We start from the raw sequence: 26,625 nt of genomic DNA, 5'->3' as shown, positions 1-26,625 counted from the left end.
AAGACTTTCCCGATGACGGAAGCACAAGAAGAACAACGAGCACTCGATGCCGTCGAACTCGACGGCTCCCAAGGCGAAGGCGGTGGCCAGATCCTGCGCACCGGCCTCGCGCTGTCGATGGTCACGGGCCGGCCGCTGACCATCGCGAAGATCCGCGCGGGCCGGGCCAAGCCGGGCCTGATGCGCCAGCACCTGGCGTGCGTGCACGCGGCCGCGGAGATCAGCGGCGCGCAGGTCGAGGGTGCCGAGCTGGGCTCGCAGTCGCTGCGCTTCGTGCCGGGGCCGGTGCGCGCGGGCGACTACCGTTTTGCGATCGCCGGTGCGGGCAGCTGCATGCTGGTGCTGCAGACGGTGCTGCCGCCGCTGCTGCTGCAGGCCGCGGGCCAGGTGAGCCGGCTGCGGCTGAGCGGTGGCACGCACAACCCGATGGCGCCGCCGTTCCACTTCCTGGAGCGTGCGTTCGCGCCGCTGGTGCGTCGCCTCGGCGGCGACCTGCAGCTCGTGCTGCGCCGTTGCGGCTTCTATCCGGCCGGTGGCGGCGAGGTGGACGCGACGATCGTGCCGGCGGCGGAAGGCGCGCGGCTGCAGGCCTTCGACCTGCTGTCACGCGGCCATCTGCTGTCGGGCCATGCCGAGTGCCTGGCGCCCGGACTGCCGCGCCATGTGGCGGCGCGCGAACTCGAGACGGTGGGCGCGGCGATGGGCTGGTCGGTAGAAGCCGAGCAGCTGCGCACGGTGCCGACGCGCCAGAACGAAGGTCCTGGCAATGCGCTGCTGGTGACGCTGACCTACGCCCACCTCACCGAGGTGTTCACGGCCTTCGGCGAGAAGACGCTGAGCGCGGAGCAGGTGGCGCACGGCCTCGTGAAGGAGGTGCGCGCGTTCCAGAAGCACGAGGACGCGGCCGTGGGGCCGCACCTGGCCGATCAGCTCGCGCTGCTGCTGGCGCTGGCGGTGTTCCGGCAACCGGGGCAGTCGGGCGCGTTCACCTGCAGCGAAGTGACGCCGCACACGCGCACGAACTGCGCGGTGATCGAGCGCTTCCTGCCGGTGCGCTTCACGATCACCGAGGCTGCAGGCCCGCGCGCGGCGCGGGTGCAGGTGGCGTCGTGATTACAGGCCGGCCTGGCGCGTGAAGCTCACGGCCGGCTTCTTGTAGGCGGCGGGCACTTCGTCGCGGTAGAAGGCGCGGCGGTCCAGGCTTTGCAGCGGGTTGTGGGCAGCGGCCACGGCCTGGTCGCGCACGGCCTGGCGGTCGAGCGTGGAGGTCACGGCCACGGTGCCTTCGGCGGCAGCGTCGGAGTATTCGTTGCCGTTGCGCGCGGCGGCGACGGCTTGGGTGCGCACGTCGGCACGGCTGGCGGCCGAGGTGATGGCGTGCACGCCTTCATACGTTTCGGCGTGGGCCGCGCCCACGGTGCCCAGCAGGGCGAAGGCGGCGGCGGAAATGGCGAGGAGTTGCTTGCTGTTCATGATGAGATTTCCCTTGAGTCTGTGGGCGGCGGACAGTCGTCGTTGCCACAGGCTGCAGTGTGAAACCGCATCACGGAAGGCGCTGTGCGTTTGCGCACCGAATCCGGCAGGTGATGCTCAGGCCGCTTTCCCGGCGCGTGAATACATCACGGCCAGCGGTTCGGAGCGCCCGCGCACGTTCAGCGTGTCGACCTCGCCCAGCGTCTCTTCAGCGCCGGCCTGTTGCGCCGCGAACTGCGAGACCACGAGCCGCGCTGACGCAGTCTTTGAATGGTCCTGCAGCCGGCTCGCGGTGTTGACCACTTCGCCGATGGCGGTGAAGGTGGTGGTCTCGAGGTAGCCGACCTCGCCGACGGCCGCGCGCCCGGCGTGCAGGCCCATGCCGAAGTCCAGGTGCTGGCCGAACTGGGCCTGGAAGTCGATGTTCCATGCGTCCATGCGCTCGCCGATGAGTTGGGTGGCGTGCAGGGCCTGCCGGCAGGCGGTGGGCAGGTCACTCTCGAGGCCGAAGATGGCCATCACGCTGTCGCCGATGAACTGGTTGGGCACGCCGCCGCTCTCGCGCACGGCAGCGCCCACGATGGCGAAGTAGCGGTCGAGCACGTAGGCCAGGTCGAAGGGCCACTGCCGCTCCGAGAGGCCCGACCAGCGCCGCAGGTCGACGAACAAAATCGCCACGTCGCGCTCGTGCCCGAAGCGGCCGACCGGCGCGGGCCGGCCTTCGCGCGGCAGCGGCGCGAACAGCGGCGTCACCTCGATGCTGCCGCGCGGGCGCAGCTGGCAGGCCAGCCGCACGTCGTGCGGGGCGCGCACGCGCTCGAGCGTGCGCTGCTCGTCACGGCCCGGCGTGCCGATGTGTTCCTGGGTGCGCCGCCCACGCGCACACGGCAGGTGGAGCAGCGCGCGCGCCCGCCGCAGATCGACACGTGCGCGATGCCGTGCGAGCGGCTGGCTTCGAGCACGCTCCAGCCGGGCGGCACGTGCACGGTGCGGTCGGGGTAGCGCAGCGCCACGGTGGCGCCGCGCGCGCGCCGGGCCAGGCGGCTGCGCGCCGCGTAGGCTGCGAGCAGGGCCAGCAGCGCCAAGGCGTAATAGAGCTTGATGTTGGTCTCGGCGGCGTTGAGCGCGCGGCCCTGTTCGGGCGTCGGCAGCACGACGGGCGGCACGCCGGTCCACTGGAACTCGCGCCCCATCGAGACGAAGCCCATCGCGGCGGTCACCGGCAGCAGCACGGCCACGGCGAGCAGCGGCGCGAACAGGCGCCGGTAGAGCGGGCGCACGCGCAGCGCGAAGTGCAGGCCGAGGCAGCCGTGGGCCCAGGCGGCGAGCATCATGCCCAGCTGCGCGCCCGCGCCGGCCAGGTCCCACAGGCCCCAGACCACGCGCACGTACGAGCCCTCGATGCCGTAGGCCAGCCAGGCGCCGCGCATGGCGGTGAGGTGGGTGGCCAGCAGCAGCGGCAGCGCAAAGCCCAGCAGCACGCGCAGGGCTTCGAGCGGCGGCATGCGCAGGGTGCGGCGCTCCCACAGGGCGGCCACGGCGAGCACGAGGTGGGTGAGGGCGGCGCCGTACAGCAGCAGCGTGCCGGGCAGGCTGTGCCAGAACTTCTGCACGCCGCGCAGCACGGTCTCGGCCGCGGCGAAGGAGACGATGCCCAGCGAATGGTTCAGCAGGTGCGCCGTGATGTAGGCCATCAGCACCAGCCCGCTCGCCCAGCGGAGGTTGCGCCGTGTCGGCGTTCTCAGCAAAAAAGGCGAAGGAGGGGAACGTCTGTCCATGAACGGGTTCGAAGCGGCACCCGAGCATAATGCGCGCGCCTCGATGACCACCGGCATGGCCCTACCCGAACCCACCCCCCGCTCCAGCCTCGCGCTGCGCCGCATCGCGCTGCTCGAAGGCCTGTCCGACGACCGCTTCGACCACCTGGCGCGCCAGTGCCTGTGGCACAGCGTGGCGGCCGGCAAGCCGTTGATGCTGCGCGCCGACCTGCAGGGCGAGGTGTTCCTGCTGGTGTCGGGCCGCGTGCGGGTGACGACCTACGCGGCCAACGGCCGGCAGGTGACCTTCCGCGATTCGGAGGCCGGTGCGCATTTCGGCGACATCGCCGCGCTGGACGGCGGGCCGCGTTCGGCCGACGTGGTCACGCTCGAACCCTGCGTGGTCGCCAGCCTGGACCGCGCGGCCTTCCTGGCGCTGCTGCGCGAGGAGCCGCTGGTGGCTGAGCGCGTGATGCAGCGGCTGGCCGCGCTGGTGCGGCAGCTGTCGGAGCGGGTGATCGACCTGAGCACGCTGGGCGTGCAGAACCGCCTGCATGCCGAGCTGCTGCGCCTGGCGCGCGAGGCGGGCATCGACGGCAACGAGGCCCGGCTGGAGCCCGCGCCCAAGCACGCGGCGCTGGCCAGCCAGATCAGCACCAACCGCGAGCAGGTGACCCGCGAACTCAACACGCTGGTGCGCGGCGGCGTGCTGCGCAAGGACGGCAAGGCGCTGGTGGTGGCCGATGCCGAGCGCCTGGCGCTGATGGTGTCGCAGGTGCGCGGCGACTAGATCAGTTCCAGCGGCCGTTGGAGCCAGCCACGCTGTAGCGGCCGGCGCCCATCAATGCCACGCTCAGTGCGCCGAACAGGTACAGGCCCTGCAGCTCCAGCGCCCAGCCGCCCTGCTTGGTCAGCGCGAACAGGTCGGCCATGTGCACGAGGCCGAAGGCGAAGAGCATGTTGATCACCACCACGGCGGCGGCGGCGCGCGTCCACAGGCCCGCGATCATCAGCAGCGGCGCGACGATCTCGCCCACGAACACGAGGTAGGCCAGCCCGCCGGGCAGGCCGGCCTTGGCCAGCATGCCGCTGATGAAGCCGACGCCGGCCGAGAGCTTGAAGATGCCGTGCAGCAGCATCAGCACGCCGACCGACACGCGCAGCACCAGCTTGCCGGCGTCGTCGCGGGCCGCGGGCGTGGCAAGGAACGACGAGGAGGAAGACGCCGAAGCGGCGGAGGCGATCGGGGCAGCCTGGGTGTTCATGGCGAATCCTTGAGTGGAAGAAAAAAGGAAGAAGGCCGCCGCGGGCTGCGGCGGTTGCCATGCCAGTGTGAGAGCCCTGCCGCCGCCGGTCGGTGCGTTTACGCACACTTTTCGGCGGTTGGGTCGCGGCCGCCGGGCCTCAGTCGCCCTTGTAGCCCGAGGCCTTGATCACCGGCAGCCAGCGTGCGGCCAGCGCGTCGGTGTAGCGCACCACCTCTTCGGTCGAGGCGCCAGGCAGCAGGTCGTAGCCCACGCGGCCGAGCTTTTCGCGCACGTCGGGCAGGGCCAGCACCTTGCGCACGGCCCGGTTCCACTGCGCCAGCGTGGCAGGCGCGGTGTTGGCGTGGGCGTACAGCACGTAGCGCGACGAGGCCACGAGCGTCGGGTAGCCCGACTCGGCGAAGGTCGGCACGTCGGGCAGGCCGTCGGCGCGCTTGTCGCCGGCCACGGCCAGCACGCGCAGCTTGCCCGCGCGGTGGTACTCGGTGAGGGTGGTGGTGGCGTCCATGCCCGAGGCCACCTGGCCGCCGATCAGCTCGGTGACCATGGCCGCGCCGCCGCGGTAGGGCACCAGGGTGGCGCCGCTGCGCGACAGGGCCACGAAGTCCATCGCCAGGAAGTGCAGCAGCGAGCCCACGGTGGTGATGCCGATCGAGCCCTGGTCGGGGTTGGCCTTGGCGGCCTGGACGAACTGGGCCAGCGTTTTCACCGGCGAGGCGGCGCTCACGGCCAGGCCGAACTGGATGCCGCTCACGTCGGTCACGGGCTTGAAGTCGGTGGCCGGGTTGAAGCGCATGTTGGCGTAGATGGCGGGGCCGATGAACATCGGGTCGACCGGCGCCAGCAGCATGGTGGTGCCGTCGGCGGGGCTGTTCTTCAGCACCTCGGCCGCCAGGCGCGTGCCGGCGCCGGGGCGGTTGTCGACCATCACCGGGCGGCCGAGTTCGTCCTTGAGCTTTTCGGAAAGCAGCCGGCCCATGAAGTCGGCCGGGCCGCCGGCCGGGAAGGGCACGATCAGGCGGTTGACCGCCGGCTGCGCGTTCGCGCCGTACGGCAGCAGGCCGCCCAGGCCCGTGGCCGCCGCTGCGCGGATGAGGCCGCGCCGCGAGAGCGCAGCGCCGGTGGGGAAGGTGAAGGGGGTCATCGAAAGTCTCCGGGTGGTTGGAATCGTTGGAAGAACAGAAAAAGAGAGATCACTGCGCGACCAGCGGCGTGAAGTGGGCCGCATCCTCGATCGCCTGGCCGGCCTCCAGCAGCAGGTCTTCGCGGAAGCGCCAGGCCAGCAGCTGCACGCCCATGGGCGCACCGCCGGCCATGCCGGTGGGCACCGCAAGGCCGGGCATGCCCAGCGCGGCGGTCGCGAGCAGCGGGCTCTGGGCATCGATGAGGGCGCGGGCGCGCTCCAGGCTGGCGACGTCTTCGTCCTGCGGGCAGGGGCGCTGCCACGACACGGGCATCAGCACCAGCGGATGGGTCTGCATGAACACCGACCAGCTGCGCAGCAGCGCCTGGCGCCGCGCGAGTGCATCCAGAAAACCGTCGCGGTCGGTCTCGGCCATGCCTTCGAGCAGGTAGCGCTGGCTGCGCTGCATGAGGTCGTCGCCGTGCTGCTCGACGCCCGCGATGATGTTGCGGCGGGTGTCGTCCACGATCAGCGTGCGCCACAGGGCGGCGGCTTCGCCGAAGCAGGGCAGCTCGGCTTCGTCGACCGCGTAGCCCGCCTGCTGCAGCCAGCGGGCGGCATCGTCCAGCGCCTGCGTGACGGCCGGGTCCACCGGGATGCCCGGCGCGCGCTTGAACAGCGCCACGCGCAGCGGGCCGGCGGGGCGCGGCAGCTCGTGCGGCACCGGCACCCAGTTCGGGTCGCGCGCGTCGGGGCGCGCCATGGCCTCGTAGCCCAGTCGCAGGTCGGCGATGCTGCGCGCCAGCGGCCCTTGCACCGACATGAGCTGCGGCGTGATGCCGCGCTCGCTCGTGGCGCTCGGGTTGAAGGCCGGCACGCGGCCGGCGGTGGGGCGCAGGCCGGCCACGCCGCAGGCGTACGCGGGGTAGCGGATCGAGCCGCCGATGTCGTTGCCGTGCGCCAGCGCGCCCATGCCGGCGGCCACCGCCGAGGCCGCGCCGCCGCTGGAGCCGCCGGGGGTGATGGCCGCGTCCCACGGGTTCAGCGTGCGGCCGTGCACGCCGTTGTCGGTGAACCAGCGCGAGGAGTAGGTCGCCGTGTTGCTGCGCCCCACGATGACGGCGCCCGCGCTGCGCCAGTGCGCCACCACCGGCGCGTCTTCGCGGGCGATGTGGTCCTTCAGCGGGATCACGCCGTTGGTGGTGGCGTGGCCGGCCTGGTCCACGTTGACCTTGATGCTCACCGGCACGCCGTGCAGCGGGCCCAGCGGCTCGCCGCGCAGGGTGCGCGCGTCGGCGGCGTCGGCGCTGGCCAGGGCCTCGTCGGCCAGCACCTCGGCCAGGGCATTGAGGCGCGGGTTGAGTTCGGCGATGCGCGCGAGCACGCTGGTCGTCACTTCGCGGCTCGACACCTCGCGGCGGCGCACGGCGTCGGCGAGGTCGGTGGCGCTGCGCTGCCAGAGGGCGGGGGATGCAGTCATGGGTGGTCTCGAGGAAAGTTCAGGCAAAGGAAATCCCGCACCCCGGCGCGACCGGGGTGAAGGCAAGAGAGAGCAGGGAAGAGGGCGGCGGCGGATCAGCGTGCGCCGCGCGGGCGTCAGCCGGTCGGTTTCTTCATGAGCAGGCTGCCGCGGTCGACGCGGGATTCGGCCTCCAGGGCCAGGGCTTCGGCGTGTTCCATGTGCACGCGCATGACCTCGCGCGCACGCGCGGGGTCGCGGGCGCGCAGCGCGTCGAGCAGCTCGGTGTGGCTGTCGACGATCTCCTCGTCGAACTGGTCGAACTCGGTGAGCGCGTTGCGCACGATGATCACGCGGCGGATCACGTCGTTGAGCAGGCGGCACACCAGCGCCAGGAAGGGGCTGCTGCAGGCCTCGGCCAGGCGGTCATGGAACAGCAGGTCGGCCTCGCGGCGCTCGTTCCAGTCGGCGCTGCCGCCGTGGGCCGGGTGGCTGTGGCCGATCAGCGCCTCCAGCGCGGCCAGGTCGTCCTCGGTGAGGCGCGTGGCCACGTTGGCGGCCAGCTCGGGCTCGACCACGCGGCGCAGCGCGTACAGCATCGTGATGTCGACCGGCTGGAAGTACAGGAAGTTCGACACCGCCTGCAGGCACTGCTCGTACGAGGCCTGCGTGAGCGTGGCGCCGCCGTTGGGGCCGGTGCTGATCGCGACCAGCCCCTGCACCTGCAGCGCGGCCAGCGCCTCGCGCACCGTGCCGCGCGACACGCCGAGCTGCTCGATCAGCTCTTTCTCCTGCGGCAGCTTGTTGCCGACCTGCTGCTGGGTCTGCACGACCCAGCGCTTGATGTTGTCGACCACCTGGTCGGAGCGCTTCACGCGCTTGTCGCGCGTGAGCGAAGGCTTGGGTTGGGAAGGGGGCATCTGCGTTTCAGGTATTTATGATCATAAATGTCATAAATCTCGAAAACGCTGTCAAGCGGGTTGTCCCGTGAGGGGGGGAGCGGGGCGTGGTCGGGGCGGGCCGCCGGCAGGAAACCGGGCTTCCTGCTACGCTCCCGGACGGCCCGCCTGCCCCTGGCGGGCTTTTTTCTGCGCTGCTGGTTTCCCCATGGTTTTTCCCCTCATCACCGACCCGTCGTTCTACGCGGTCGCCGTCCCCGCCGTGCTGCTGCTCGGCATCAGCAAGAGCGGCTTCGGCGCCGGATTCGGGTCGCTGGCCGTGCCGATGATGGCGCTGGCCGTCACCGTCCCGCAGGCGGCGGCGATCCTGATGCCGCTGCTGCTGCTCATGGACCTGCTCGGCCTGGCTGCGTTCCGGCGCGACTTCGATCGCTCGCTGCTCAAGTTCCTGATTCCGTTCGGGCTGGTCGGCACGGTGATCGGCACGCTGCTGTTTCGCGTGCTGTCGGCCCACACGGTGGCGGGCATCGTGGGCGTGTTCACGCTGGTGTTTCTGGCGCAGCGCCTGCTGTTTCCGCCCAAGCCCAACGACCCGCTGCCGTCGCGCGCGGTGGGCGCGGTGCTGACGGCCGTGTCGGGCTTCACCAGCTTCATCGCGCATGCGGGCGGGCCGCCGATCAATGCCTACGTGATCCCGTTGAAGCTCAAGCCCGTGGTGTTCACGGCGACCATGGCCTACTTCTTCTTCGTGGTGAATCTCAGCAAGTGGATTCCCTACGCGTGGCTCGGCCTGCTCGACTTTCGCACGCTGGCCACCTCGCTCGTGCTGATGCCGATCGCACCGCTGGGCGTGTGGATCGGCATCCGCATTGCACGCCGCATCGATGCGACGTGGTTCTATCGCTTCGTCTATCTGGGCATGCTGCTCACGGGCCTCAAGCTCGTCTACGACGGCTTCCTGGCCTGAGAAAGCATCAAAGTTCCACGATCGACTTGAAGCCGCCGAAGATCATCCGCTTGCCGTCGAACGGCAGGTTCTTCATGTCCATCATGGCCTCCAGGCGCGGGTCGGCCATGACCTTCTTGTTGATCGTGTCGCGGTGCTTGCGCGACTTGTAGGTGATCCACGAGAAGGCCACGGTCTCGTCGGCCTTGAGCTTCACGCTTTGGGGGAACGACGTGAGCTTGCCGGGCTTCACGTCGTCGGCGATGCACTCCACGTACTCGAGCGCGCCGTACTCCATCCAGACCTTGCCGGCCTTGCGCGCGAGCTTGCGGTAGGCCTCGACGTTCTTGGTGGGAATGGCGACGATGAATCCGTCTACATAACGAGCCATGTCTGTTCTCCTGAATAGGGGATAGAAACGTTGAAAAAGAAAAAGCGGGGGCTGCATGGCGCCGTCGCGTTCACGGCGACGCTGTCTTGCCCGCCGCGCCCGGGGCCGACGCTGCTTCGTTGTTGTTGTGGGTGTGTCCCGGCGCAGCCGGGCGAAGCAGCAAGACCCCGATCAGACCCGCCGCCGCCGCGAACACGGCGCCGACCAGGAATGCCAGGTTGTAGCCACCGGTGAGCGCCAGCGGCGTCTGCGCGCCGGCGGTGGTCATGGCGGTGGTGCGTGCCGCCGCGGCGCTGGCCAGCACGGCCAGGCCCAGGGCGCCGCCCATCATGAAGGCGGTGTTGACCACGCCCGAGGCCAGGCCCGAGTCGGCCGGGTCGACCTCGCTCATGGCCGCCAGCAGCACCGGGTTGAAGGCCATGCCCGCGCCCAGGCCCAGCAGCACCATGCCGGGCAGCACGTCGAGCACGAAGCTGCCGTTGACCGGCGCGCGCGCGAACAGCGCCAGCCCGAGGGCCGCGAGCCACAGCCCCGCCGCCAGCGGCTTGCGGATGCCGAAGCGCATCACGATCTTTGCGGAGAGGCCGAGCGAGAACACCGCCATGATCACGTTGGCCGGCAGGAAGGCCAGCCCGATCTGCATCGGCGTGTACTGCAGCACCAGCTGCATGTACAGCGCCGAGATGAAGAACCACGCGAACATGGCCGCGGCCCACAGCACGCCCACCACGTTGGCCACCGACACGCTGCGCAGTTTGAACAGGCCCAGCGGCATCAGCGGATGCTGCACGCGCGCCTCGATGGCGATGAAGACGGCCAGCAGCACCACGGCGGCGCCGAGCAGGCTCACCGTCTGCGTGGAGCCCCAGCCCGCCTCGTTGCCGTTGACCACGCCGTACACCGCGAGCATCAGCGACGAGGTGACGGTGATGGCGCCGGCCACGTCGAGCTTCTCGCCGTGCGCATGGCCGCGTGCGTTGGGCAGCAGCGCCACGCACAGCGCATACACCGCCACGCCGATCGGCAGGTTGACCAGGAAGATCCAGTGCCAGCTCAGCGTGCTCGTGAGCAGGCCGCCCAGCAGCACGCCGATGCTGCCGCCGCCCGCGCACACGAAGCCGTACACGCCCATCGCCTTGGCGCGGTCGGCCGGCTCGGTGAACAGGTTCATGATGAGCGAGAGCGCCACCGCCGACACCACCGCGCCGCCCAGGCCCTGCACCGCGCGCGCCGCCACCAGCAGGCCCTGCGAGGTCGAAACCCCGCAGGCCAGCGAGGCCAGCGTGAACAGCACCAGGCCCGCGAGGAACACGCGGCGGTGGCCGTACAGGTCGCCCAGCCGCCCGCCCAGCAGCAGGAAGCCGCCGAAGGTCAGCATGTAGGCGTTCACCACCCAGACCAGAGACGTCTCGGAAAAGCCGAGATCGGTGCGGATCGAAGGCAACGCCACGTTCACGATCGTGGTGTCCAGCACGATCATCAGCACGCCCAGGCACAGCACCATCAGGGCGAGCCAGCGCTTTCGGTTGTCGAGGGTTTCGGTCATGGAAGGTGCTTCCTGCGAAGAAAAAAATAGAGAGAGAGGCGGCTCCGCGCTCAGACCAGCGCTTTGCCGCCGTTGATGAGCCAGGGCGTGCCGAAGCGGTCGGTCACCATGCCGAAGCCTTCGACCCAGAAGGTCTTCTCGAACGGCATGCCGATCGAGCCGCCGTCGGCGAAGGCGTCGAAGATGCGCCGTGCCTCGGCCACGGTGTCGAGCGTGAGCGCCACGCCGAAGCCCTTCATGCCTTCGAAGGGCTGGCCCGGCATGGTGTCGGAGGCCATGAGGATGCCCTCGCCGTAGGTGAGCGACGCATGCATGATCCGCTTCTTGGCCTCGGCCGGCATCTGCTCGGTGTCGGGCGCTTCGCCGACGGTCATCATCATCTGCATGGTGCCGCGCAGCGTCTTCTCGTAAAAGCGCATGGCCTCGGCGGCATTGCCGTCGAACGTGAGGTAAGCGTTGATGGGGGACATGTGAGTTCCTTGAATGATTGAGGTGAGTCGATGGAGGAAAGAGGCGGTTACTTCTCGGTTGCGCTCTTCAGATTGGCCAGGCCCGCCTCGAAGTCCTTGCCGATCATCTGGTCCATGTCGAAGAAGATGCCCATGAGCTTGGCCATGTAGGGGCTCGGGCCGTACATGGCCCAGGTGACCTGCGTGGCGCCGCCCTGCGGCTGCAGCGTGAACTCGGCCGTGTTGTGGCCTTCGAAGGGCTTCACGAAGTCGAGCTTGATCGCGACCTTCGACGCCGGCTGTGATTCGGTGATTTCCATCGTGCCCGCGCCCGCCTTGCTGTTGCCTTCCCAGGCGTAGGTCGCGCCCTTGCCGCTGGCGCCGCCGCCGTAGGTGCGCTTCATGGCCGGGTCGAGCTTCTCGTAGGGCGACCACGCGCCCCAGCGGTGGAAGTCGTCGATCAGCGGAAAGATTTTTTCGGCCGGTGCCTCGATGCGCGTGGTGCGCTCGACGCGAAAGCTGTCGGGCCGCGTGGCGCCGTAGATGAGCAGCGCGGCAATCAGCGCGAGGACGGCGAGGACGATGGTCTTGAGCATGATGAAAAAAAGCGTGTGGGAAGAGTGAAGAGCAAGCCCTCGCGCATCACGCGGCGGCCGGGTCCGCCACCAGCAGCCAGCCCACGCCGAAGCGGTCGCTGAGCATGCCGAAGCTGGTGGTGAAGAAGGTCGGGATCAGCGGCTGCATCACCTGGCCGCCGTCGGCCAGTGCGTCGAACCACTTGCGGGCGTCGGCGTCGCTGTCGGCCGACAGCGACAGCATGATCCCCTTGAACTCGGCCTGGCCGGAGCAGCGTCCGTCGGACAGCATGAGCTCGGTCTGGCCGATGCGCAAGACCGAATGCATCACTTTGTCAGGGCCGGGCATGCCGCCGGCGCAGCCGGCGTCGGGGTTGCCCTCGGGGCCGCCGGTGGCCGGCGCCTCGCTGTAGCGCATCAGCTGCACGACTTCGGCGCCGAGCGCCTTCTTGTAGAAGGCAATCGCTTCGTCGCAACGACCTTCGAAGGACAGGTAAGACTGGACTTTCATGGCGTTTCCTTTTGGTTGGTTCACGGGCACAACGGGTCTGCGCGAAAACAATGGAATTACTTTGTGTACACCGTCCACAAAGAATAGCAGAGATAATGGACAGTGTCCACATGGAGTCGCGATGAAGCTCAACAACGTTCCCGAAAGCCTGCCGCCCGCGCGCAGCACCTACCGCCACGGCGACCTGCGCCGTGCGTTGCTGGATGCGGGCATCGAACTGGCGCGGGACGGGGGCCCCAGTGCCGTGGTGCTGCGCGAGGCCACGCGCCGCGTGGGCGTGGTGCCGAACGCGGCGTATCGCCACTTCGCCAGCCGGCACGACCTGCTGCTGGCGGTGCGCGCCGCGGCGCTGTCGGAGGCGGCCAAGGCGATGGAAAGCGAACTCGCCGTGCTGCCCTGCGACCAGCCGCCCGCCGACTTCGCGCGCGCCCAGGTGCGCGCCATCGGCACCGCTTATCTGCGCTTTGCGCAGGCGCAGCCGGGGCTGTTTCGCACGGCCTTCGTGGTGTCGGAAGACGCGCAGGGCGACGTCGGTCCCGACGGCGCGGGCGCCAGCGGCATGAACCCGTTCGAGTTGCTGGGCGCGGCCGTCGACCGGCTCGTGGACGCGGGCCTGCTCGACCCGGCGCGGCGCCCGGGCGCCGAATACCTCGCGTGGTCGGCGGTGCACGGGCTGGCGTTGCTCATCATCGACGGCCCGCTGCGCGGGGTCGACGCGGCGGCCACGCACGCGCTGGGGCAGCGCCTGATCGACATGGTGGAACGCGGGCTGTGATCGCCGCGTTCAAAGGTCAGAGATAGATCTTCTGCAGCAGCTTGATGAGCGTCTCGCGCTCGCGCGTGCTCAGGCGGCTGCTGGCTTCGGTTTCCAGTTGCACCACGGCCTGCTCGGCCTCGCGGATCAGCGTCTCGCCGGCCGGCGTGAGGTGCAGGCCGACGGCGCGGCCGTCGTGCGGGTGCGGGCGGCGTTCGATGAGGCCGCGGCCGTCCAGCGTGGCCACCAGGCTCACGAGGTTGGGCGGCAGGATGTCCAGCGTGTTGCACAGCTGCCGCGAGGTGGCGCCCGGGTTGTGCGCCAGCAGCGAGAGCACCGAGAAGTCGATCTGCTTGAGGCCGTAGGGCGCCATGCGGTCGGCGAACACGGTGCTCACGATCAGCCAGGCGCGCCGGGCGTTGTAGCCGACCAGCCCTTCGAGCACGCGGGCGTCGAGCCGGTCCGTGCGGGGAGACGGCACGGCGGCGGATTCGGTTTTGGCGGACGGTGTTTTCGCGGGAGGAGGCATGCGGCGAGCGTAACCGCGCGTTGCTTTCTCGAACAACTAGCGTGACGCCTCTTGTGCGGAATGCGCCAGTGCGACACCCTCACAAGCCCGCTTGACGATGCCCAGGCGCATCTCGAACTCGGGCAGCACCCAGCGCCGGAAGGCCGCCGCGGCGCGAAGGCGATCCGCATCATCGGGCGCGGCCACTTCGATGCGGGCCCAGGCCCACGCCATCAGCGTGAGCGCCGTCACGCGCAGGAAGTCGTCCGCCACCTCGTAAGGCAGCACGGGGTTGGCGTGCGCCGCCATCGCCACCGTGGTGCCCAGGTAACGCAGCTGCGCCAGCCGGCGCTGCACGTCGGCATCGGCCTCGCGCGAGGCGTCGAGCGTGTCGCGCAGTTCGAGCAGCACGGCCGACAGCGCCGCGCCGCCGTCGGGCAGCACCTTGCGCACCAGCAGGTCGATGGCCTGGATCTCGTTGGTGCCCTCGTAAATCATGGTCACGCGCGCGTCGCGCACCACCTGCTCGACGCCCCATTCGCGCACGTAGCCGTGGCCGCCGAACACCTGCAGGCAGTCGCTCGCGCCGTGGAAGGCCTGCTGCGTGCAGGCGGCCTTGAGCACCGGCGTGACGAGCGAGCACCAGCGCTGCGCGCGCTCACGGGCCTTGGGGTCGCTGTCGTGCGTGGCGACGTCGAGCATCAGCGCGCTGCGGTAGGCCAGCGCGCGCGAGCCCTCGATCCAGGCGCGCTGCGTGTCGAGGATGCGGCGCACGGCCGGGTGCTCGGCGATCAGGTCGGCCACCTCCGTGCCGCGGCTGGCGGGCGCGGCGCCGGGCGCGCGCATCTGGCGGCGCTCGGCGGCGTAGGCGTCGGCCTTCTGCCAGGCGGCGTCGAGCAGGCCGATGCCCTGCAGCGCCACGTGCAGGCGCGCCGCGTTCATCATCACGAACATCGCGGCCAGCCCGCGACCGGGTTCGCCGACCAGCCAGCCGGTGGCGTCGTCGAAGCGCATCGTGCAGGTCGGGCTGCCGTGCAGGCCCATCTTTTCTTCGATGCGCTCGCAGTGCACCGCATTGCGCGCACCGTCGGGCAGCCGCTTGGGCACGAGCGCCAGCGACAGGCCCTTGGGCCCTGCCGGTGCATCGGGCAGGCGGCACAGCACGAGGTGCACGATGTTCGGCGTGAGGTCGTGCTCGCCGCCTGAAATGAAGATCTTGCTGCCGTTCACGCGCACACTGCCGTCGGCCTGCGCCGTGGCGCGCGTGCGCACCTGGCCGAGGTCGCTGCCGGCATGCGCTTCGGTGAGGCACATGGTCGCGAGCCATTCGCCGGTCGCGATCTTCTGCAAATAGCGCGCCTTCAATTCGTCGCTGCCGTGGTGCTTGAGGCAGGCGTATGCGCCGTGCAGCAGCCCCGGCGCCATGGTGAAGCCGTGGTTCGCGGCGCTGAGCCATTCGTAGAGGATGGCTTCGAGCACCGCGGGCAGGCCCTGGCCGCCGTCTTCGGTCGCGGCGGAGAGCGCCGGCCAGCCGCCGTCCACGAAGGCCTGGTACGCCGCGCGAAAGCCCGGGGGCGTGACGACCTCGCCGCCATCGAAGCGGCAACCCACCTCGTCGCCTTCGCGGTTCAGCGGCGCGATCACCTCGCCGACGAAGCGTGCGGCTTCCTCGAGCACCTGCGACTGCAGCGGCTCGTCGACCTCCGCGAAGGGCGCGAGGGCGCGCAGGCGCGTGGGCGCATCGAGCACCGCGTTCAACAGGAAGCGGACGTCTTCGGGGCGAGGCTGGTAATGCATGGGGTTCAGGACTCGGCGGTGAAGCCGATCTTCTTGACCAGCGGGCCCCAGCGTTCGTACTCGGACTGCAGCGACTTCTTCATCTCCTCGGGCGAGGAGCCGTGCGCGATCAGGCCCACCGACAGCAGGCCGTCGGCCACGGCCTTGTCCTTCAGCGCGGCCTGGATCGCGGTGCTCGCGACGGCGATGGTTGCGGCCGGCGTCTTCGCCGGTGCGAAGAAACCGAACCACTCGTCGGCCACGATCTCGGGGAAGCCCTGCTCGGTGAAGGTGGGCACGTCGGGCAGGTAGGCCGGGCGCTGCGCGCCCGAGGTGGCGAGCACGCGCAGCTTGCCGGCCTTGGCGAAGGGCAGGCAGTCGCCGGCGGGCGTCAGGCACGAGGCGATCTGGCCGCCCACCACGTCGTTGATGCCGGGCAGCGAGCCGCGGTAGGGCACGTGGCGCAGGTCGGTGCCGGTGCTCAGGCCCAGCAGCGCGCCCAAAAAGTGCGGCGTGGAGCCCGCGCCCGGCGAGCCGTAGCTGGCCTGGCCGGGGTTGGCCTTGGCCCAGGCGATGTAGTCCTTCAGCGTCTTCACGCTGGCCGGCACCATCGGGCCGACGGCCAGGCCGTGCGTCATCACGGCGCCGATGGAGATGGGCGCGAAGTCTGGGATGGCGTAGCTGAGCTTGGTGTAGATGTGCGGGTAGATCGACAGCGCCGAAGCCTGCGCGAGGCACAGCACCGAACCGTCGGCCGGCGAGGTCTTGAGCGTGTCGAGCGCGATGCGCCCGCCCGCGCCGGGCTTGTTCTCGACCACCGGGTTGGTGGCGGTGAAGGGCGTGTTGCCCAGCTTGTCGGCCACGCGGCGGGCCACGCTGTCGCCCGCGCTGCCGGCCGGGAAGCCGTAGTAGATCTTCACCTGCTGCTGCACCGCCTGGGCGAGTGCGGCAAGGGGATGCAATGCGGCGAGCGCGGCGGTGCCGCCGAGCGCCGCCGTGAATTGGCGTCGGGTGGTCATGGTCTTGTCTCCTGGTTGTCTGCGGGGGCGGGAATCAGCGCGGCGCCATGCGCAAGGCGCCGTCGAGGCGAATCACTTCGCCATTGAGGTGGCCGTTGGTGACGATGTGGCAGGCCAGCTCGGCGAACTCCGACGGCTTGCCCAGGCGCGGCGGGAACGGGATCGACGCGGCCAGCGAGTGCTGCACCGGCTCGGGCAGTTCCAGCAGCAGCGGCGTGGCGAAGAGGCCCGGCGCCACGGTGCACACGCGGATGGCGTGCTGTGCGAGGTCGCGCGCCATCGGCAGGGTCATGCCGACGAGGCCGCCCTTCGAGGCGCTGTAGGCCTGCTGGCCCACCTGGCCGTCGAAGGCCGCGACCGAGGCGGTGAAGAGCATCACGCCCTTTTCGCCGTTGTCGAGCGCGTCGAGCTTCGCGCAGCGCGCCGCGAACAGGCGCGCCATGTTGTAGCCGCCGATCAGGTTGATGTTGACCACGCGCACGAAGTCTTCGAGCGGCGCCGGGTTGCCGTCCTTGCCGACGATGCGCTTGGCACTGCCGATGCCGGCGACGTTCATCAAGATGCGTGCGGGACCGTGTGCGGCCTGCGCCTTGTCGAGCGCGGCGTTCACGCTGTCGGTGTCGGTGATGTCGCAAACGCAGGCAACGCCGCCGATCTCGGCGGCCACTTTCTCTGCGAGCGCGGCGTTGCGGTCGAGCACCGCGACCTTGGCGCCCAGGCGTGCGAGTTCGCGCGCGGTGGCCTCGCCGAGGCCCGAGGCGCCGCCGGTGACGAGTGCGGCTTGTCCTTCGATCTTCATGGGTTGTCTCCTGGATGGGGTTAGCGGGGCTTGAGCGTGAAAGGCAGCGTGTCGGCGTGCAGCGCGTCGGCCAGCGCGGCGCGGTGCTTGAGCACGGCGCGCTGGTTGATCGAGCCCTTGTCGGTCACTTCGCCCTTGTCGATCGACGGCGGCTCGGCCATCAGGTGCAGCCGTGCGATGCGGTTGGCGCTGCCGGTGGCGCCGGCCGCGAGTGTGTCCACCACCTGCTGGAAGTGCGCCTGCACCGGAGCGCTTTCGAGCACCTGCTGCAGCGGGGTGTCGGCGGGCAAATCGGAGAGCTGGCGCACCTTCTGCGTCGGGAAGATCAGCGCACCGACTTCCTTCAGGTTGATGCCGGTGAGCACCGCGTCCTGCACATAGGGCGAGCCGGCCGCGATGATCTTCGCGCGCAGCGGGCCCACGCTCACGAAGGTGCCGGTGGCGAGCTTGAAGTCTTCGGCGATGCGGCCGTCGAAGCGCAGGCCGCGGTGGATGTCGTGGTCGTCGATCCACTTCACCGCGTCGCCGGTGGAGAAGAAGCCTTCGTCGTCGAAGGCCTCGGCCGTGGCTTCGGGCGCGCGCCAGTAGCCGGGCGTGATGTTGGGGCCGCGGTAGCGCACCTCGGTCTTGCCGTCGACCTCGATCAGCTTGAGCTCGATGCCGGCGGCCGGCAGGCCCACGTCGCCCGACTTCACGTCGGGGCCGGTCACGTACAGCGCGAAGGGGCCCGACTCGGTCATGCCCAGGCCGGTGCCCATCACGATGCGCTCACCGACTTCCGACTCCTGCGTGCGGTGCAGGCTGTCCCACACGGGCTGCGCGAGCGCGGCACCCGAGTAGAAGAACATCTTCACGCGCGACAGCAGGTTGCGGCGCAGCACGGCGTCGCTTTCCATCGCGTTGGCGATGGCCTCGAAGCCGGTGGGCACGTTGAAGTAGATGGTGGGCGCGATCTCGCGCAGGTTGCGCAGCGTCTCGGCCATGCCGGCGGGCGTGGGCTTGCCGTCGTCGATGAACAGCGTGCCGCCGTTGTCCAGCACGATGCCCACGTTGTGGTTGCCGCCGAAGGTGTGGTTCCAGGGCAGCCAGTCGACCAGCACCGGCGGCTCGTCGCCCAGGGCGGGAATCGACTGGCGCAGCTGCTGCTGGTTGGCGCACCACATGCGGTGCGTGTTGATCACCGCCTTGGGCATCTTGGTCGAGCCCGAGGTGAAGAGGAACTTGGTGATGGTGTCGGGGCCGGTGGCCTGCATCGCCGCGTCGATGGCAGGCGTGGCCGGCGTGGCGGCGAGCACGTCGAAGCGCGTGGTGGCGCGGCCTTCGAGCGTGCCTTCGGCGAGCACGACCTCGGTGCCGGCGGGCACGGTGGCCGCGATGGCCTTGGCGAAGCGCGCGGCGTCGGCCGCGAACACCAGGCCGGGCGTGAGCGTGTCGATGACGTGGCGCAGCTTGTCGTAGTCCTGGCTCACGATCGCATAGGGCGGCGACACGGGGCAGTAGGGCACGCCCGCGTAGAGGCAGCCCAGCGCGAGCAGCGCGTGCTCGATGCCGTTTTCGCTGAGGATCACGACCGGACGCTCGGCGTTCAGGCCGCGATCGAGCAGGGCCTGTCCGATGCCGCGCGCTTCTTCCAGCGCCTGCGCGTAGCTCACGCGCAGCCAGTCGCCGGTGCGGCCGTCGGGCAGGCGCTCGCGACGCGCGATGAAGGTGCGATCGGGCGCCACCTGCGCCCAGTGCGCGAGCCGGTCGGTCATGCGCTCGCGGTAGGCCTGCAGCGGCGTCTCGGCCGTGAGGTAGCGCGTGCCCGGCGCGCCGTCGCGCAACACCGCGCGCGTCACGCCGAAGGCCAGCGGGCGGTAGCGGACGGCGGTCATTTGGATACCTCCCCCATGCTTCGCCACTGCGTGGCTTCGCACACCCCCTCCCAAGGGAGGGGGCGAGCGCCTTCGGGCGGCCGAGCGGCGCTCATCCCTTGCTCACTTTCGCGCCGCGGCCTTCGAGGAAGTCGCGCACGCGTGCCTTCGCTTCGGGCGCGGCCTGGACGATGCCCGACATCAGCGCCTCGGTGAAGAAGCCGTGGTCGGCCGACTGCTCGGAGATGCGCGGCAGCGCGTGCATCAGGGCGTAGTTGGTGAGCGGCGCGTTGGTGGCGATGCGCTTGGCGAGCTCCAGGGCCTTGTCGAAGGCGGTGCCTTCGTCGACCAGGTACTGCGCGAAGTTGGCGCGCTCGCCGTCTTCGGCGTTGTAGACGCGGCCGGTCATCATCATGTCGGTCATGCGGGCCACGCCGATCAGCTTGGGGATGCGCACCGAGCCGCCGCCGCCCACGAAGATGCCGCGCGAGCCTTCGGGCAGCGCATAGAAGGTGGAGCGGTCGGCCACGCGGATGTGGCAGGCGCTGGCCAGCTCGAGCCCGCCGCCGACCACCGCGCCGTGCAGCGCCGCCACCACCGGCACCGGGCCGTGCTGGATCAGGTCGAGCGCGCTGTGCCACAGGCGCGAGTGCTGCATGCCCTGGCCGGCGTCGCGCTCCTTGAGCTCGCTCAGGTCCAGGCCGGCGCAGAAATGCGGGCCCTCGCCGTCGAGCACGGCCGCGCGCACCGTGGCGGGCAGCGTCTCGAAGGTGCCGCGCAGCGCGAGGATCAGGCCGTCGGACAGCGCGTTGCGCTTGGCGCCGCGCGTGAGACGAACGATGGCGACGTCGTCGCGGATGTCGAGGTGAAGGTCTGGATTGGTCATGATGGTGTGCGGGGTTGCGTTGGATTATGGTTATGAGAAATAATCAATTCAAGGCATTGGAGCCTCCCGAAACCTAGGGACTTACCCGAACCGGAGACAACGACATGGACCCACGGAACCTGATCGCGATCGACATCCACACCCACGCCGAAGTGAGCTGCTGGAACCCTTTCGACAACTACGGCGAGGAATACGACCGCGCGGCCGACAAGTTCTTCGGCTCGAACCGCCGCCCCACCATCGCCGAGAGCGTGGCGTACTACCGTGAAAGGAAGATCGGGCTGGTGATGTTCATGGTCGACGCCGAGTCGAACATGGGCCGCCGGCGCATCCCGAACGAGGAGATCGCCGAGGCGGCGCAGCAGAACAGCGACATCATGATTGCCTTCGGCAGCGTCGATCCGCACAAGGGAAAGATGGGTGCGCGCGAGGCGCGCCGGCTCATCGAGGAGCACGGCGTGAAGGGCTTCAAGTTCCACCCGACCGTGCAGGGCTACCACCCCTACGACCGCATGGCCTGGCCGATCTACGAGGTGATCGCCGAGTACAAGCTGCCGGCCATCTTCCACACCGGCCACAGCGGCATCGGCTCGGGCATGCGCTGCGGCGGCGGCCTGCGCCTGGAGTACAGCAACCCGATGCACCTGGACGACGTGGCCATCGACTTCCCCGACATGCAGATCGTCATGGCCCACCCCAGCTTTCCCTGGCAGGACGAGGCGCTCAGCGTGGCCACGCACAAGCCCAACGTGTGGATCGACCTGTCGGGCTGGAGCCCCAAGTACTTTCCGAAGCAGCTGGTGCAGTACGCCAACACGCTGCTCAAGGACCGCGTGCTGTTCGGCAGCGACTACCCGCTGATCACGCCCGACCGCTGGATGAAGGACTTCGAGGCCGCCGGCTTCAAGCCCGAGGTGATGCCCGGCATCCTCAAGGACAACGCGGTGCGCTTGCTGGGGCTCGGAACCCCGGCGGCCTGAGGCTCAGGCGGCGCGCGGTGCCGCCTCGTTCCAGTGCGGCTCCCACAGCGCCGCGCCGCGTTCGAACACGGCGGCCAGCTCCTTCTTGCGGCGCTGCGCCACCGCGGTGATCAACGCGTTGCAGACCGACAGCGCCGCCGTGTACGAATCGAAGGGCGAGGCGCTGGAGGTGCGCACCAGCAGCAGGTGATCGGCCGAGGCCGCTGCGGGCGCGGTGGGGCTGTCGGTGACCATGACGACCTTCGCGCCCTTCTCGCGGAAGTACGCCGCCGTGCGCGCGATGGCGAGCGAGTGGCGGCGGAAGGTGAGCGTGAGCAGCAGGTCGTTGTCGTCGATGCGCAGCAGCTGGTCTTCGAGCGGCAGCGCGCCCGCGCCGCCCAGCAGCCGCACATCGGGCAGGCACAGGTTCAGGTTCAGCGCGAGGTGGCTGGCCAGCGGCAGGCCGTTGCGCTGGCCGAGCACGTGCACGCGCACCTTGCGCTGCGTGAGCAGCTTCACCGCCGCCTCGAACGCGCCCACGTCGAGCGCCGCGAAGGTGGCGGCCAGGTTGTGCTGGTCGTGCAGCAGCGCGTTGTCCAGGCAGCTGCGCACGGAGGTGTCGTCGCCGATGACCGCGTCGGCGCGCGTGGCGGGCGAGGCCAGCAGGGCGGTGACTTCGGCGCGCGCCTCCATCTGCGCCTGGGCGTAGCTCTCGTAGCCCAGCTTGGCGAGCAGCCGCACCACGGTCGAGGCGCTGGTGCCCACCTTTCTTGCAAGGCTCGTTGCAGATTCGAGCAGCCCCTGCGGGTGGTGCGCCTGCAATTCCTCGATGAGGCGTCGCTCGCTTTTCGTGAGCTTCTTGCCATAGCCCGAGATGCGCTGGGTGAGGCTGGGGGCGGTGGGGGTGTCTGCGTGCGGCATCGGAGAAACCTCATGTTTGCAACGAGTATTGCAAAAATAGGGCCTCCTTGCAAAAATGAATGCACAAATCCGGGCTGAGCCTTTGCCCGCCCGCCTTCCCTTGCAGAAAGACCTTGCCATGCGTTCCACCACCCCCGCCGTGCCCGCCCTGCGCCGGCGCGAGATCCTCGGCGCCGGCCTGACGGCGGCGCTGCTGCCCCTGTCCGCGCGCGCCCAGGCCTTTCCGGCCCGCCCGGTCACGCTGGTGGTGCCGTTCCCGGCCGGCGGCTCGGTCGACCTGATCGCGCGGCTGTACGCCGAGCCGCTGTCGAAGGCGCTGGGCACGCCGGTGGTCATCGACAACCGCGCCGGCGCGGGCGGCTCCATCGCCAGCGCGCAGGTGGCGCGCGCCAAGCCCGACGGCTACACGCTCGTGGTGTCGTCGCAGAGCTCGCACCTGGCCAACCCGCTGACGCAGGCCAACCCGGGCTACGACCCGATCAAGGATTTCCTGTCCATCAGCCAGCTCGCGCGTTCCATCAACGTGCTGCTGGTAAACCCGGCCGTGCCCGCCAAGACCTTCAAGGAGTTCGTGGCGCTGGTGAAGTCGCGCCCGGGCGAGCTCAACTTCTGCAGCGCCGGGCCGGGCAGCATGGGCCAGCTCAACGTGGAGCTGATGAAGTCGCAGCTGCAGCTCAATGCCACGCACGTGCCCTATCGCGGTGGCGGCCCGCTGGTGACCGCGCTGATCTCCAACGAAGTGCAGTTCGGTCTGGACAACCTCGCGCCCTTCCTGCCGCACATCCAGGCCGGCAAGCTGCGCGCGCTGGCCGTGGCCTCGCCCACGCGCGTCGCGGCGCTGCCCGACGTGCCGACCTTCACCGAACTGGGCTATCCGGTGCTGAACACCACCTCGTGGATCGGCCTGGCCGCGCCCGCGAAGACGCCGCCCGAGGTCATCGCCGCGCTGCACAAGGCGGTGCGCACGGTGGCCGAGCAGCCGGCGATGGTCGACGCGCTGCTGGCGCGCGGCTCGCTTGCGCCCGAGGCGCAATCGCCCGCGCAGTTCACGGCCATGATGTCGGAGCGGCTCGCGCTGTACGGCGAGATGGTCAAGCGCGCCGGCATCCGCGGCGAGTGAGCGGGCGGCTGGTTCCATGACGCAGACACTGCCGACCTTCGCACCCGACACCGCCCCTCTGGAGGTGCTGCCGCGCGACCTCTCGGCCTACCGCCAGGGCAACACCGGCATCGACTACGTGCACCGCTTCGCGTCCGGCAAGCCGGGCCCGCACGTGCTCGTCAACGCGCTCACGCACGGCAACGAGATCTGCGGCATGGTCGCGGCCACGCACCTGCTCGACACCGGCGTGCGCCCGAAGATCGGCACGCTCACCGTGAGCTTCGCGAACGTCGAGGCCTACGAGGCTTTCGACATCGAACGGCCCTACGAGAACCGCCAGCTGGTGCACAACCTGAACCGCATCTGGTCGCCCGAGCTGCTCGACGGCGACGCGCACAGCCCCGAGCTGCGCCGCGCGCGCGAGCTGCGGCCCGTGCTCGACGTGGCCGACTACGTGCTGGACATCCATTCCACGCGCGCGCCCGTGCAGCCCTTCTGGGTCTACCCGGAGTTCGAACGCAATGCAGGCCTGGCGCAGGCCGTCGGTGGCCCGGCGGTGCACCTCGTGATGCCCGTGGGCGCCGCGCCCGGCACGGGCGTCACGGCCTACGGCCGGCACGGCGAGCCGGGCATCGACGGCGGCGCGGTGGTGGTCGAGTGCGGCCAGCACTTCGCGCAGTCGGCGGCCGACCTGGCCACCGACGTGTCGCTGCGCTTTCTGGCGCACCTCGGGCTCGTCGACCCGGTGCCGCGCGTGCCGGTCGCCGCGCGCCGCTTCCGGCTGCTCGAGGTCCACATGGTCACGTCGGACGACTTCGCCTTCGTGCGGCCCGTGCTCGGCTTCGAGACCTTCGACCAGGGTGAACTGATCGCGGTGCAGGCCGGGCGCGAGATCCGCTCGCCCTGCGACGGCTGCACGATCTTCATGCCGACCCGCGCGCCGGTGATCGGCCGCGAGGGCGTGTACCTGACCGTGCCGGTCTGACCCCGGGCCTCAGGGCGCCTTCGCGTCGCCTGCTGGTTCGTCTTCGCCGAGCCGATCCCAGTCCTGGCCCGAGCGCAGCTTGCGCTCCTCGCGCTCGCGCGCCATCTGTTCCTCGAACTGCTGGCGGCCCGCCTTGTTGGCCGCGATCAGCTTGGCGCGGTCCTTGTAGTGCGGGTAGATCTCGTCGCTGAGCTTGAGGTTTCGCTGGCGGAAACGCATCGACGCCTCGCGCGCCTCGGCCGCCGGCCAGCCCAGCGCCTCCAGCGCCGAGCGCGCGCTGCGCAGCGACGACTCGAACACCTCGCGCTCGATGTCCTGCACGCCGCGGTCGCGCAGCTGGAACAGGTGGGTCACGTTGCGTGCGCGCGCAATGATGCGCGCCTGCGGGAAGTTCTCGCGCACCAGGTCGACGATGTCCAGCGACTGTTCGATGTCGTCCACCGCCACCACGATGGCGCGCGCCGTGCCGGCGCCCGCGGTGCGCAGCAGGTCCAGCCGCGTGGCGTCGCCGTAGAACACCCGGAAGCCGAACTGGCGCAGGCCTTCGACGGTGTCGGCGTCGTGGTCGAGCACCGTCACGCGCAGGCCCTGCGACATCAGCAGGCGACCGACGATCTGGCCGTAGCGCCCGAAGCCGCAGATCAGCACCTTGGCGTCCTGCTGCTCCGAAATCTCTTCGAGCTGCGGTCCGCCCGCGTGGCTGTAGCGCGGCAGCACGAACTTGTCGAGCAGCACCAGCAGGAGCGGCGACAGCAGCATCGACAGCGCCACCGCGCCGATCAGCAGCGAGGTGGTCTGCGGCGGCAGCACGTCGGGGCCGGCGGCCTGGAACACCACGAAGGCGAACTCGCCGCCCTGTGCCAGCAGCAGCGTGAACACCGGCCGCTCCTGGTAGGCCAGGCCCATGGCCTTGGCCAGCGCGTAGATCACCACCAGCTTGATGACCAGGAAGCTCACCACCAGCAAGGCCATGACCCCCGGGTTGGCCAGCAGCACGCCGAAGTTGATCGACATGCCCACCGCGATGAAGAACAGCCCGAGCAGCAGGCCCTTGAAGGGCTCGATGTCGGTCTCGAGCTCGCGCCGGTATTCGCTTTCGGCCAGCAGCACGCCGGCAAGGAAGGCGCCCAGCGCCATCGACAGGCCGACGAACTGCATCAGCGCCGCGATGGCCACCACCAGCAGCAGCGCGGCGGCGGTGAAGATCTCGGGCGTGTCGCTGCGCGCGATCCAGCTCAGGATCGGGCGCAGCAACAGCCGGCCGCCGAGGATGATGCCGGCGATCACGCCGACGATCTTCAGCGCCTCGAGTGCGCGGTCCAGCCCGCTGATGGCCTGCTCGGCCGCCGTGGCGCCGGCCAATAGCGGCAGCAGCGCGAGGATCGGGATCGCCGCCACGTCCTGGAACAGCAGGATCGAGAAGCCGGCTTGGCCGCTGGGCGTCTTCAGCAGGTTGCGTTCGCCGAATACCTGCAGCGCGATCGCGGTGGACGACAACGCCAGCCCGAGCGCCGCCACCAGCGCCACGCGCCACGGCGCGCCCACGGCCCAGCCGACGGCGAACAGCACCGCCGCGCAACTGAGCACCTGCGCCGACCCCCAGCCGAAGATCGGGCGGCGCAGGCTCCACAGGCGCTTGGGCTCGAGTTCGAGGCCCACGAGGAACAGCATCAGCACCACGCCGAACTCGGCGAAATGCAGCACGTCCTCGACGCTGGACACGAGGCCCAGGCCCCAGGGGCCGATGGCGATGCCGGCCACGAGGTAGCCGATGATCGAGCCCAGGCCCAGGGCCTTGGACAGCGGCACCACCAGCACGGCGGCGCTCAGGTAGATCAGGCTGCTGGTCAGCCAGGCGGGTGCGTGTTCCATGCTCAGGCCGCCTTGTGGGTGCCGCTGCCGTTGGCGACGGCCAGGCCGTGCGTCATCGCGCTGTGGAGCGCGCCGGCCATCACCTGGCCCACGTCGTCGGATTCGGCGGGGCGGTCGGTCTCGGGCACCGGGCAGGCGATGCAGGCATCGAGCTCGTCCATTTCGGGCCACACCGGGTAGCTTTCCAGCCGCTGCACGAACACCTCGACATGCGCGGCCACCTCGGCCTCGCTGGCGCGGCGCGCGCCGTGCAGCAGCAGCGGCGGCAAGAAGCGCATGCCGCACAGCGCGGCGGTCTGTTCGTAGGGCGGCAGGAAGGCGTCGAAGAAGTAGCGGTTGTAGCTTTGCGGGTGGTAGCTCGGCTCGGGGCCGCCGGTGGTGGCGACCAGCCAGCAGTCCTTGCCCTGCAGCGCGGTGCCGCCGGGGCCGTAGGCCCAGCCGTAGCCCAGCACATCGTCGACCCAGAGCTTTTGCAGCGGCGGCATCGAATACCACTGGATCGGGTGCAGCAGCACCACCAGGTCCGCGCGCGCCAGCCGCTCGCGCTCGGCCTCGACGTCGATGGCGAAATCGGGGTAGCTGCCGTACAGGTCGTTCACGTCGGCGCCCGGCACGCGCTGCGCGGCGGCGAACAGCCGGCGGTTCACGCGCGAGTCACGCCAGTGGGGGTGGGCCGCCAGCACATAGATGCTGGCGGGGTTCTCCGTGGATGTTGTTGTCGTCATGTGGCGAACATAACGCAGACGGCCCGCCGTCGCCGACGCGCAACCCGAGGCGACTACCATCCAGCCCTGTTC

Annotated in this window: 26 protein-coding genes and 1 pseudogene; 7 read left to right on the top strand and 20 right to left on the bottom strand. The window is 70.0% G+C overall.

Going from position 1 to position 26,625, the window contains the following annotated elements:
* Window positions 1-12: 12 nt before the first annotated feature.
* Complete coding sequence (gene rtcA, locus FFI97_RS20085; RefSeq protein WP_139699964.1) at window positions 13-1,113, top strand: RNA 3'-terminal phosphate cyclase; 1,101 nt, start codon at window positions 13-15, stop codon at window positions 1,111-1,113.
* On the opposite strand, the gene FFI97_RS20080 is transcribed toward rtcA, so the two are convergent.
* Together FFI97_RS20080 and FFI97_RS34440 are read right to left on the bottom strand one after the other, a co-directional pair.
* On the bottom strand, window positions 1,114-1,473 hold the full coding sequence (locus tag FFI97_RS20080) for a hypothetical protein (protein ID WP_062479876.1): 360 nt from the start codon (window positions 1,471-1,473) through the stop codon (window positions 1,114-1,116).
* A gap of 117 nt (window positions 1,474-1,590) precedes the next feature.
* A pseudogene (locus tag FFI97_RS34440) lies at window positions 1,591-3,251 on the bottom strand (adenylate/guanylate cyclase domain-containing protein).
* A gap of 43 nt (window positions 3,252-3,294) precedes the next feature.
* Between FFI97_RS34440 and FFI97_RS20070 the strand changes: the two are divergent.
* Entirely contained in the window at window positions 3,295-4,020 is a 726-nt protein-coding gene (locus FFI97_RS20070) for a Crp/Fnr family transcriptional regulator (RefSeq protein WP_139700373.1), read from the top strand.
* 1 nt (window position 4,021) lies between these two features.
* On the opposite strand, the gene FFI97_RS20065 is transcribed toward FFI97_RS20070, so the two are convergent.
* The 4 genes from FFI97_RS20065 to FFI97_RS20050 all read right to left on the bottom strand — a co-directional run bounded on the left by FFI97_RS20065 (window position 4,022) and on the right by FFI97_RS20050 (window position 7,997).
* Entirely contained in the window at window positions 4,022-4,495 is a 474-nt protein-coding gene (locus FFI97_RS20065) for a DoxX family protein (protein WP_139699963.1), read from the bottom strand.
* Between the two features lie 139 nt (window positions 4,496-4,634).
* Window positions 4,635-5,639: a tripartite tricarboxylate transporter substrate-binding protein gene (locus FFI97_RS20060; RefSeq protein ID WP_139699961.1), complete on the bottom strand. Its 1,005-nt coding sequence runs from the start codon at window positions 5,637-5,639 to the stop codon at window positions 4,635-4,637.
* Window positions 5,640-5,688: 49 nt separating this feature from the next.
* Window positions 5,689-7,098, bottom strand: coding sequence for an amidase family protein (locus FFI97_RS20055; RefSeq protein ID WP_139699959.1), 1,410 nt, complete (start codon window positions 7,096-7,098; stop codon window positions 5,689-5,691).
* A 116-nt stretch (window positions 7,099-7,214) separates the two neighbouring features.
* Window positions 7,215-7,997, bottom strand: a complete 783-nt coding sequence (locus FFI97_RS20050) for a FadR/GntR family transcriptional regulator (RefSeq protein WP_139699957.1) — start codon at window positions 7,995-7,997, stop codon at window positions 7,215-7,217.
* Between the two features lie 187 nt (window positions 7,998-8,184).
* Between FFI97_RS20050 and FFI97_RS20045 the strand changes: the two genes are divergently transcribed.
* Window positions 8,185-8,943: a sulfite exporter TauE/SafE family protein gene (locus FFI97_RS20045; protein WP_070061947.1), complete on the top strand. Its 759-nt coding sequence runs from the start codon at window positions 8,185-8,187 to the stop codon at window positions 8,941-8,943.
* 7 nt (window positions 8,944-8,950) lie between these two features.
* Here the strand turns inward: FFI97_RS20045 and FFI97_RS20040 are convergent, their stop codons facing one another.
* The 5 genes from FFI97_RS20040 to FFI97_RS20020 all read right to left on the bottom strand — a co-directional run bounded on the left by FFI97_RS20040 (window position 8,951) and on the right by FFI97_RS20020 (window position 12,394).
* Window positions 8,951-9,313 carry a DUF1428 domain-containing protein gene (locus tag FFI97_RS20040; RefSeq protein WP_062479540.1) on the bottom strand — a complete coding sequence of 121 codons (363 nt, stop codon included), beginning with the start codon at window positions 9,311-9,313 and terminating at the stop codon, window positions 8,951-8,953.
* 70 nt (window positions 9,314-9,383) lie between these two features.
* A complete protein-coding gene (locus FFI97_RS20035; protein ID WP_139699955.1) occupies window positions 9,384-10,859 on the bottom strand; it encodes a DHA2 family efflux MFS transporter permease subunit in 1,476 nt (491 codons plus the stop codon).
* A 50-nt stretch (window positions 10,860-10,909) separates the two neighbouring features.
* A complete protein-coding gene (locus FFI97_RS20030; protein ID WP_139699953.1) occupies window positions 10,910-11,329 on the bottom strand; it encodes a VOC family protein in 420 nt (139 codons plus the stop codon).
* A 47-nt stretch (window positions 11,330-11,376) separates the two neighbouring features.
* Complete coding sequence (locus tag FFI97_RS20025; protein ID WP_139699952.1) at window positions 11,377-11,904, bottom strand: SRPBCC family protein; 528 nt, start codon at window positions 11,902-11,904, stop codon at window positions 11,377-11,379.
* A gap of 46 nt (window positions 11,905-11,950) precedes the next feature.
* A complete protein-coding gene (locus tag FFI97_RS20020) occupies window positions 11,951-12,394 on the bottom strand; it encodes a VOC family protein (protein ID WP_139699950.1) in 444 nt (147 codons plus the stop codon).
* 121 nt (window positions 12,395-12,515) lie between these two features.
* Here FFI97_RS20020 and FFI97_RS20015 point away from each other — a divergent pair, with 121 nt between their 5' ends.
* Window positions 12,516-13,169 (top strand): TetR/AcrR family transcriptional regulator, encoded by a 654-nt coding sequence (locus tag FFI97_RS20015; RefSeq protein WP_139699947.1) that lies wholly within the window; start codon window positions 12,516-12,518, stop codon window positions 13,167-13,169.
* 16 nt (window positions 13,170-13,185) lie between these two features.
* Here FFI97_RS20015 and FFI97_RS20010 read toward each other — a convergent pair whose 3' ends face one another.
* The 6 genes from FFI97_RS20010 to FFI97_RS19985 all read right to left on the bottom strand — a co-directional run bounded on the left by FFI97_RS20010 (window position 13,186) and on the right by FFI97_RS19985 (window position 19,989).
* A complete protein-coding gene (locus tag FFI97_RS20010) occupies window positions 13,186-13,677 on the bottom strand; it encodes a MarR family winged helix-turn-helix transcriptional regulator (protein ID WP_139699939.1) in 492 nt (163 codons plus the stop codon).
* A 36-nt stretch (window positions 13,678-13,713) separates the two neighbouring features.
* Complete coding sequence (locus tag FFI97_RS20005) at window positions 13,714-15,453, bottom strand: acyl-CoA dehydrogenase family protein (protein ID WP_139699938.1); 1,740 nt, start codon at window positions 15,451-15,453, stop codon at window positions 13,714-13,716.
* A 5-nt stretch (window positions 15,454-15,458) separates the two neighbouring features.
* On the bottom strand, window positions 15,459-16,451 hold the full coding sequence (locus tag FFI97_RS20000; protein WP_062479517.1) for a Bug family tripartite tricarboxylate transporter substrate binding protein: 993 nt from the start codon (window positions 16,449-16,451) through the stop codon (window positions 15,459-15,461).
* Between the two features lie 34 nt (window positions 16,452-16,485).
* Window positions 16,486-17,250, bottom strand: coding sequence for an SDR family NAD(P)-dependent oxidoreductase (locus tag FFI97_RS19995; protein ID WP_062479514.1), 765 nt, complete (start codon window positions 17,248-17,250; stop codon window positions 16,486-16,488).
* 20 nt (window positions 17,251-17,270) lie between these two features.
* Window positions 17,271-19,124, bottom strand: a complete 1,854-nt coding sequence (locus FFI97_RS19990; RefSeq protein ID WP_139699937.1) for a feruloyl-CoA synthase — start codon at window positions 19,122-19,124, stop codon at window positions 17,271-17,273.
* A gap of 91 nt (window positions 19,125-19,215) precedes the next feature.
* Window positions 19,216-19,989, bottom strand: coding sequence for a crotonase/enoyl-CoA hydratase family protein (locus FFI97_RS19985; RefSeq protein ID WP_139699936.1), 774 nt, complete (start codon window positions 19,987-19,989; stop codon window positions 19,216-19,218).
* Between the two features lie 104 nt (window positions 19,990-20,093).
* Here FFI97_RS19985 and FFI97_RS19980 point away from each other — a divergent pair, with 104 nt between their 5' ends.
* Entirely contained in the window at window positions 20,094-20,969 is an 876-nt protein-coding gene (locus tag FFI97_RS19980; RefSeq protein WP_062479505.1) for an amidohydrolase family protein, read from the top strand.
* A gap of 3 nt (window positions 20,970-20,972) precedes the next feature.
* On the opposite strand, the gene FFI97_RS19975 is transcribed toward FFI97_RS19980, so the two are convergent.
* Entirely contained in the window at window positions 20,973-21,869 is an 897-nt protein-coding gene (locus tag FFI97_RS19975) for a MurR/RpiR family transcriptional regulator (protein ID WP_139699935.1), read from the bottom strand.
* A gap of 118 nt (window positions 21,870-21,987) precedes the next feature.
* Here FFI97_RS19975 and FFI97_RS19970 point away from each other — a divergent pair, with 118 nt between their 5' ends.
* Together FFI97_RS19970 and FFI97_RS19965 are read left to right on the top strand one after the other, a co-directional pair.
* Window positions 21,988-22,989, top strand: a complete 1,002-nt coding sequence (locus FFI97_RS19970) for a Bug family tripartite tricarboxylate transporter substrate binding protein (protein WP_139699934.1) — start codon at window positions 21,988-21,990, stop codon at window positions 22,987-22,989.
* A 16-nt stretch (window positions 22,990-23,005) separates the two neighbouring features.
* Window positions 23,006-23,956: a succinylglutamate desuccinylase/aspartoacylase family protein gene (locus tag FFI97_RS19965; protein ID WP_139699933.1), complete on the top strand. Its 951-nt coding sequence runs from the start codon at window positions 23,006-23,008 to the stop codon at window positions 23,954-23,956.
* Between the two features lie 9 nt (window positions 23,957-23,965).
* Here the strand turns inward: FFI97_RS19965 and kefC are convergent, their stop codons facing one another.
* Both kefC and FFI97_RS19955 read right to left on the bottom strand, forming a co-directional pair.
* A complete protein-coding gene (gene kefC / locus FFI97_RS19960; RefSeq protein ID WP_139699932.1) occupies window positions 23,966-25,828 on the bottom strand; it encodes a glutathione-regulated potassium-efflux system protein KefC in 1,863 nt (620 codons plus the stop codon).
* Between the two features lie 2 nt (window positions 25,829-25,830).
* Window positions 25,831-26,553 (bottom strand): NAD(P)H-dependent oxidoreductase, encoded by a 723-nt coding sequence (locus tag FFI97_RS19955; RefSeq protein WP_139699931.1) that lies wholly within the window; start codon window positions 26,551-26,553, stop codon window positions 25,831-25,833.
* Window positions 26,554-26,625: the final 72 nt, after the last annotated feature.

Source organism: Variovorax sp. KBS0712, assembly GCF_006323185.2.
Lineage (GTDB): Bacteria > Pseudomonadota > Gammaproteobacteria > Burkholderiales > Burkholderiaceae_C > Variovorax > Variovorax boronicumulans.
Note: the sequence above shows the minus strand (reverse complement) of the source record. Positions and strands in the feature narration are given on the sequence as shown.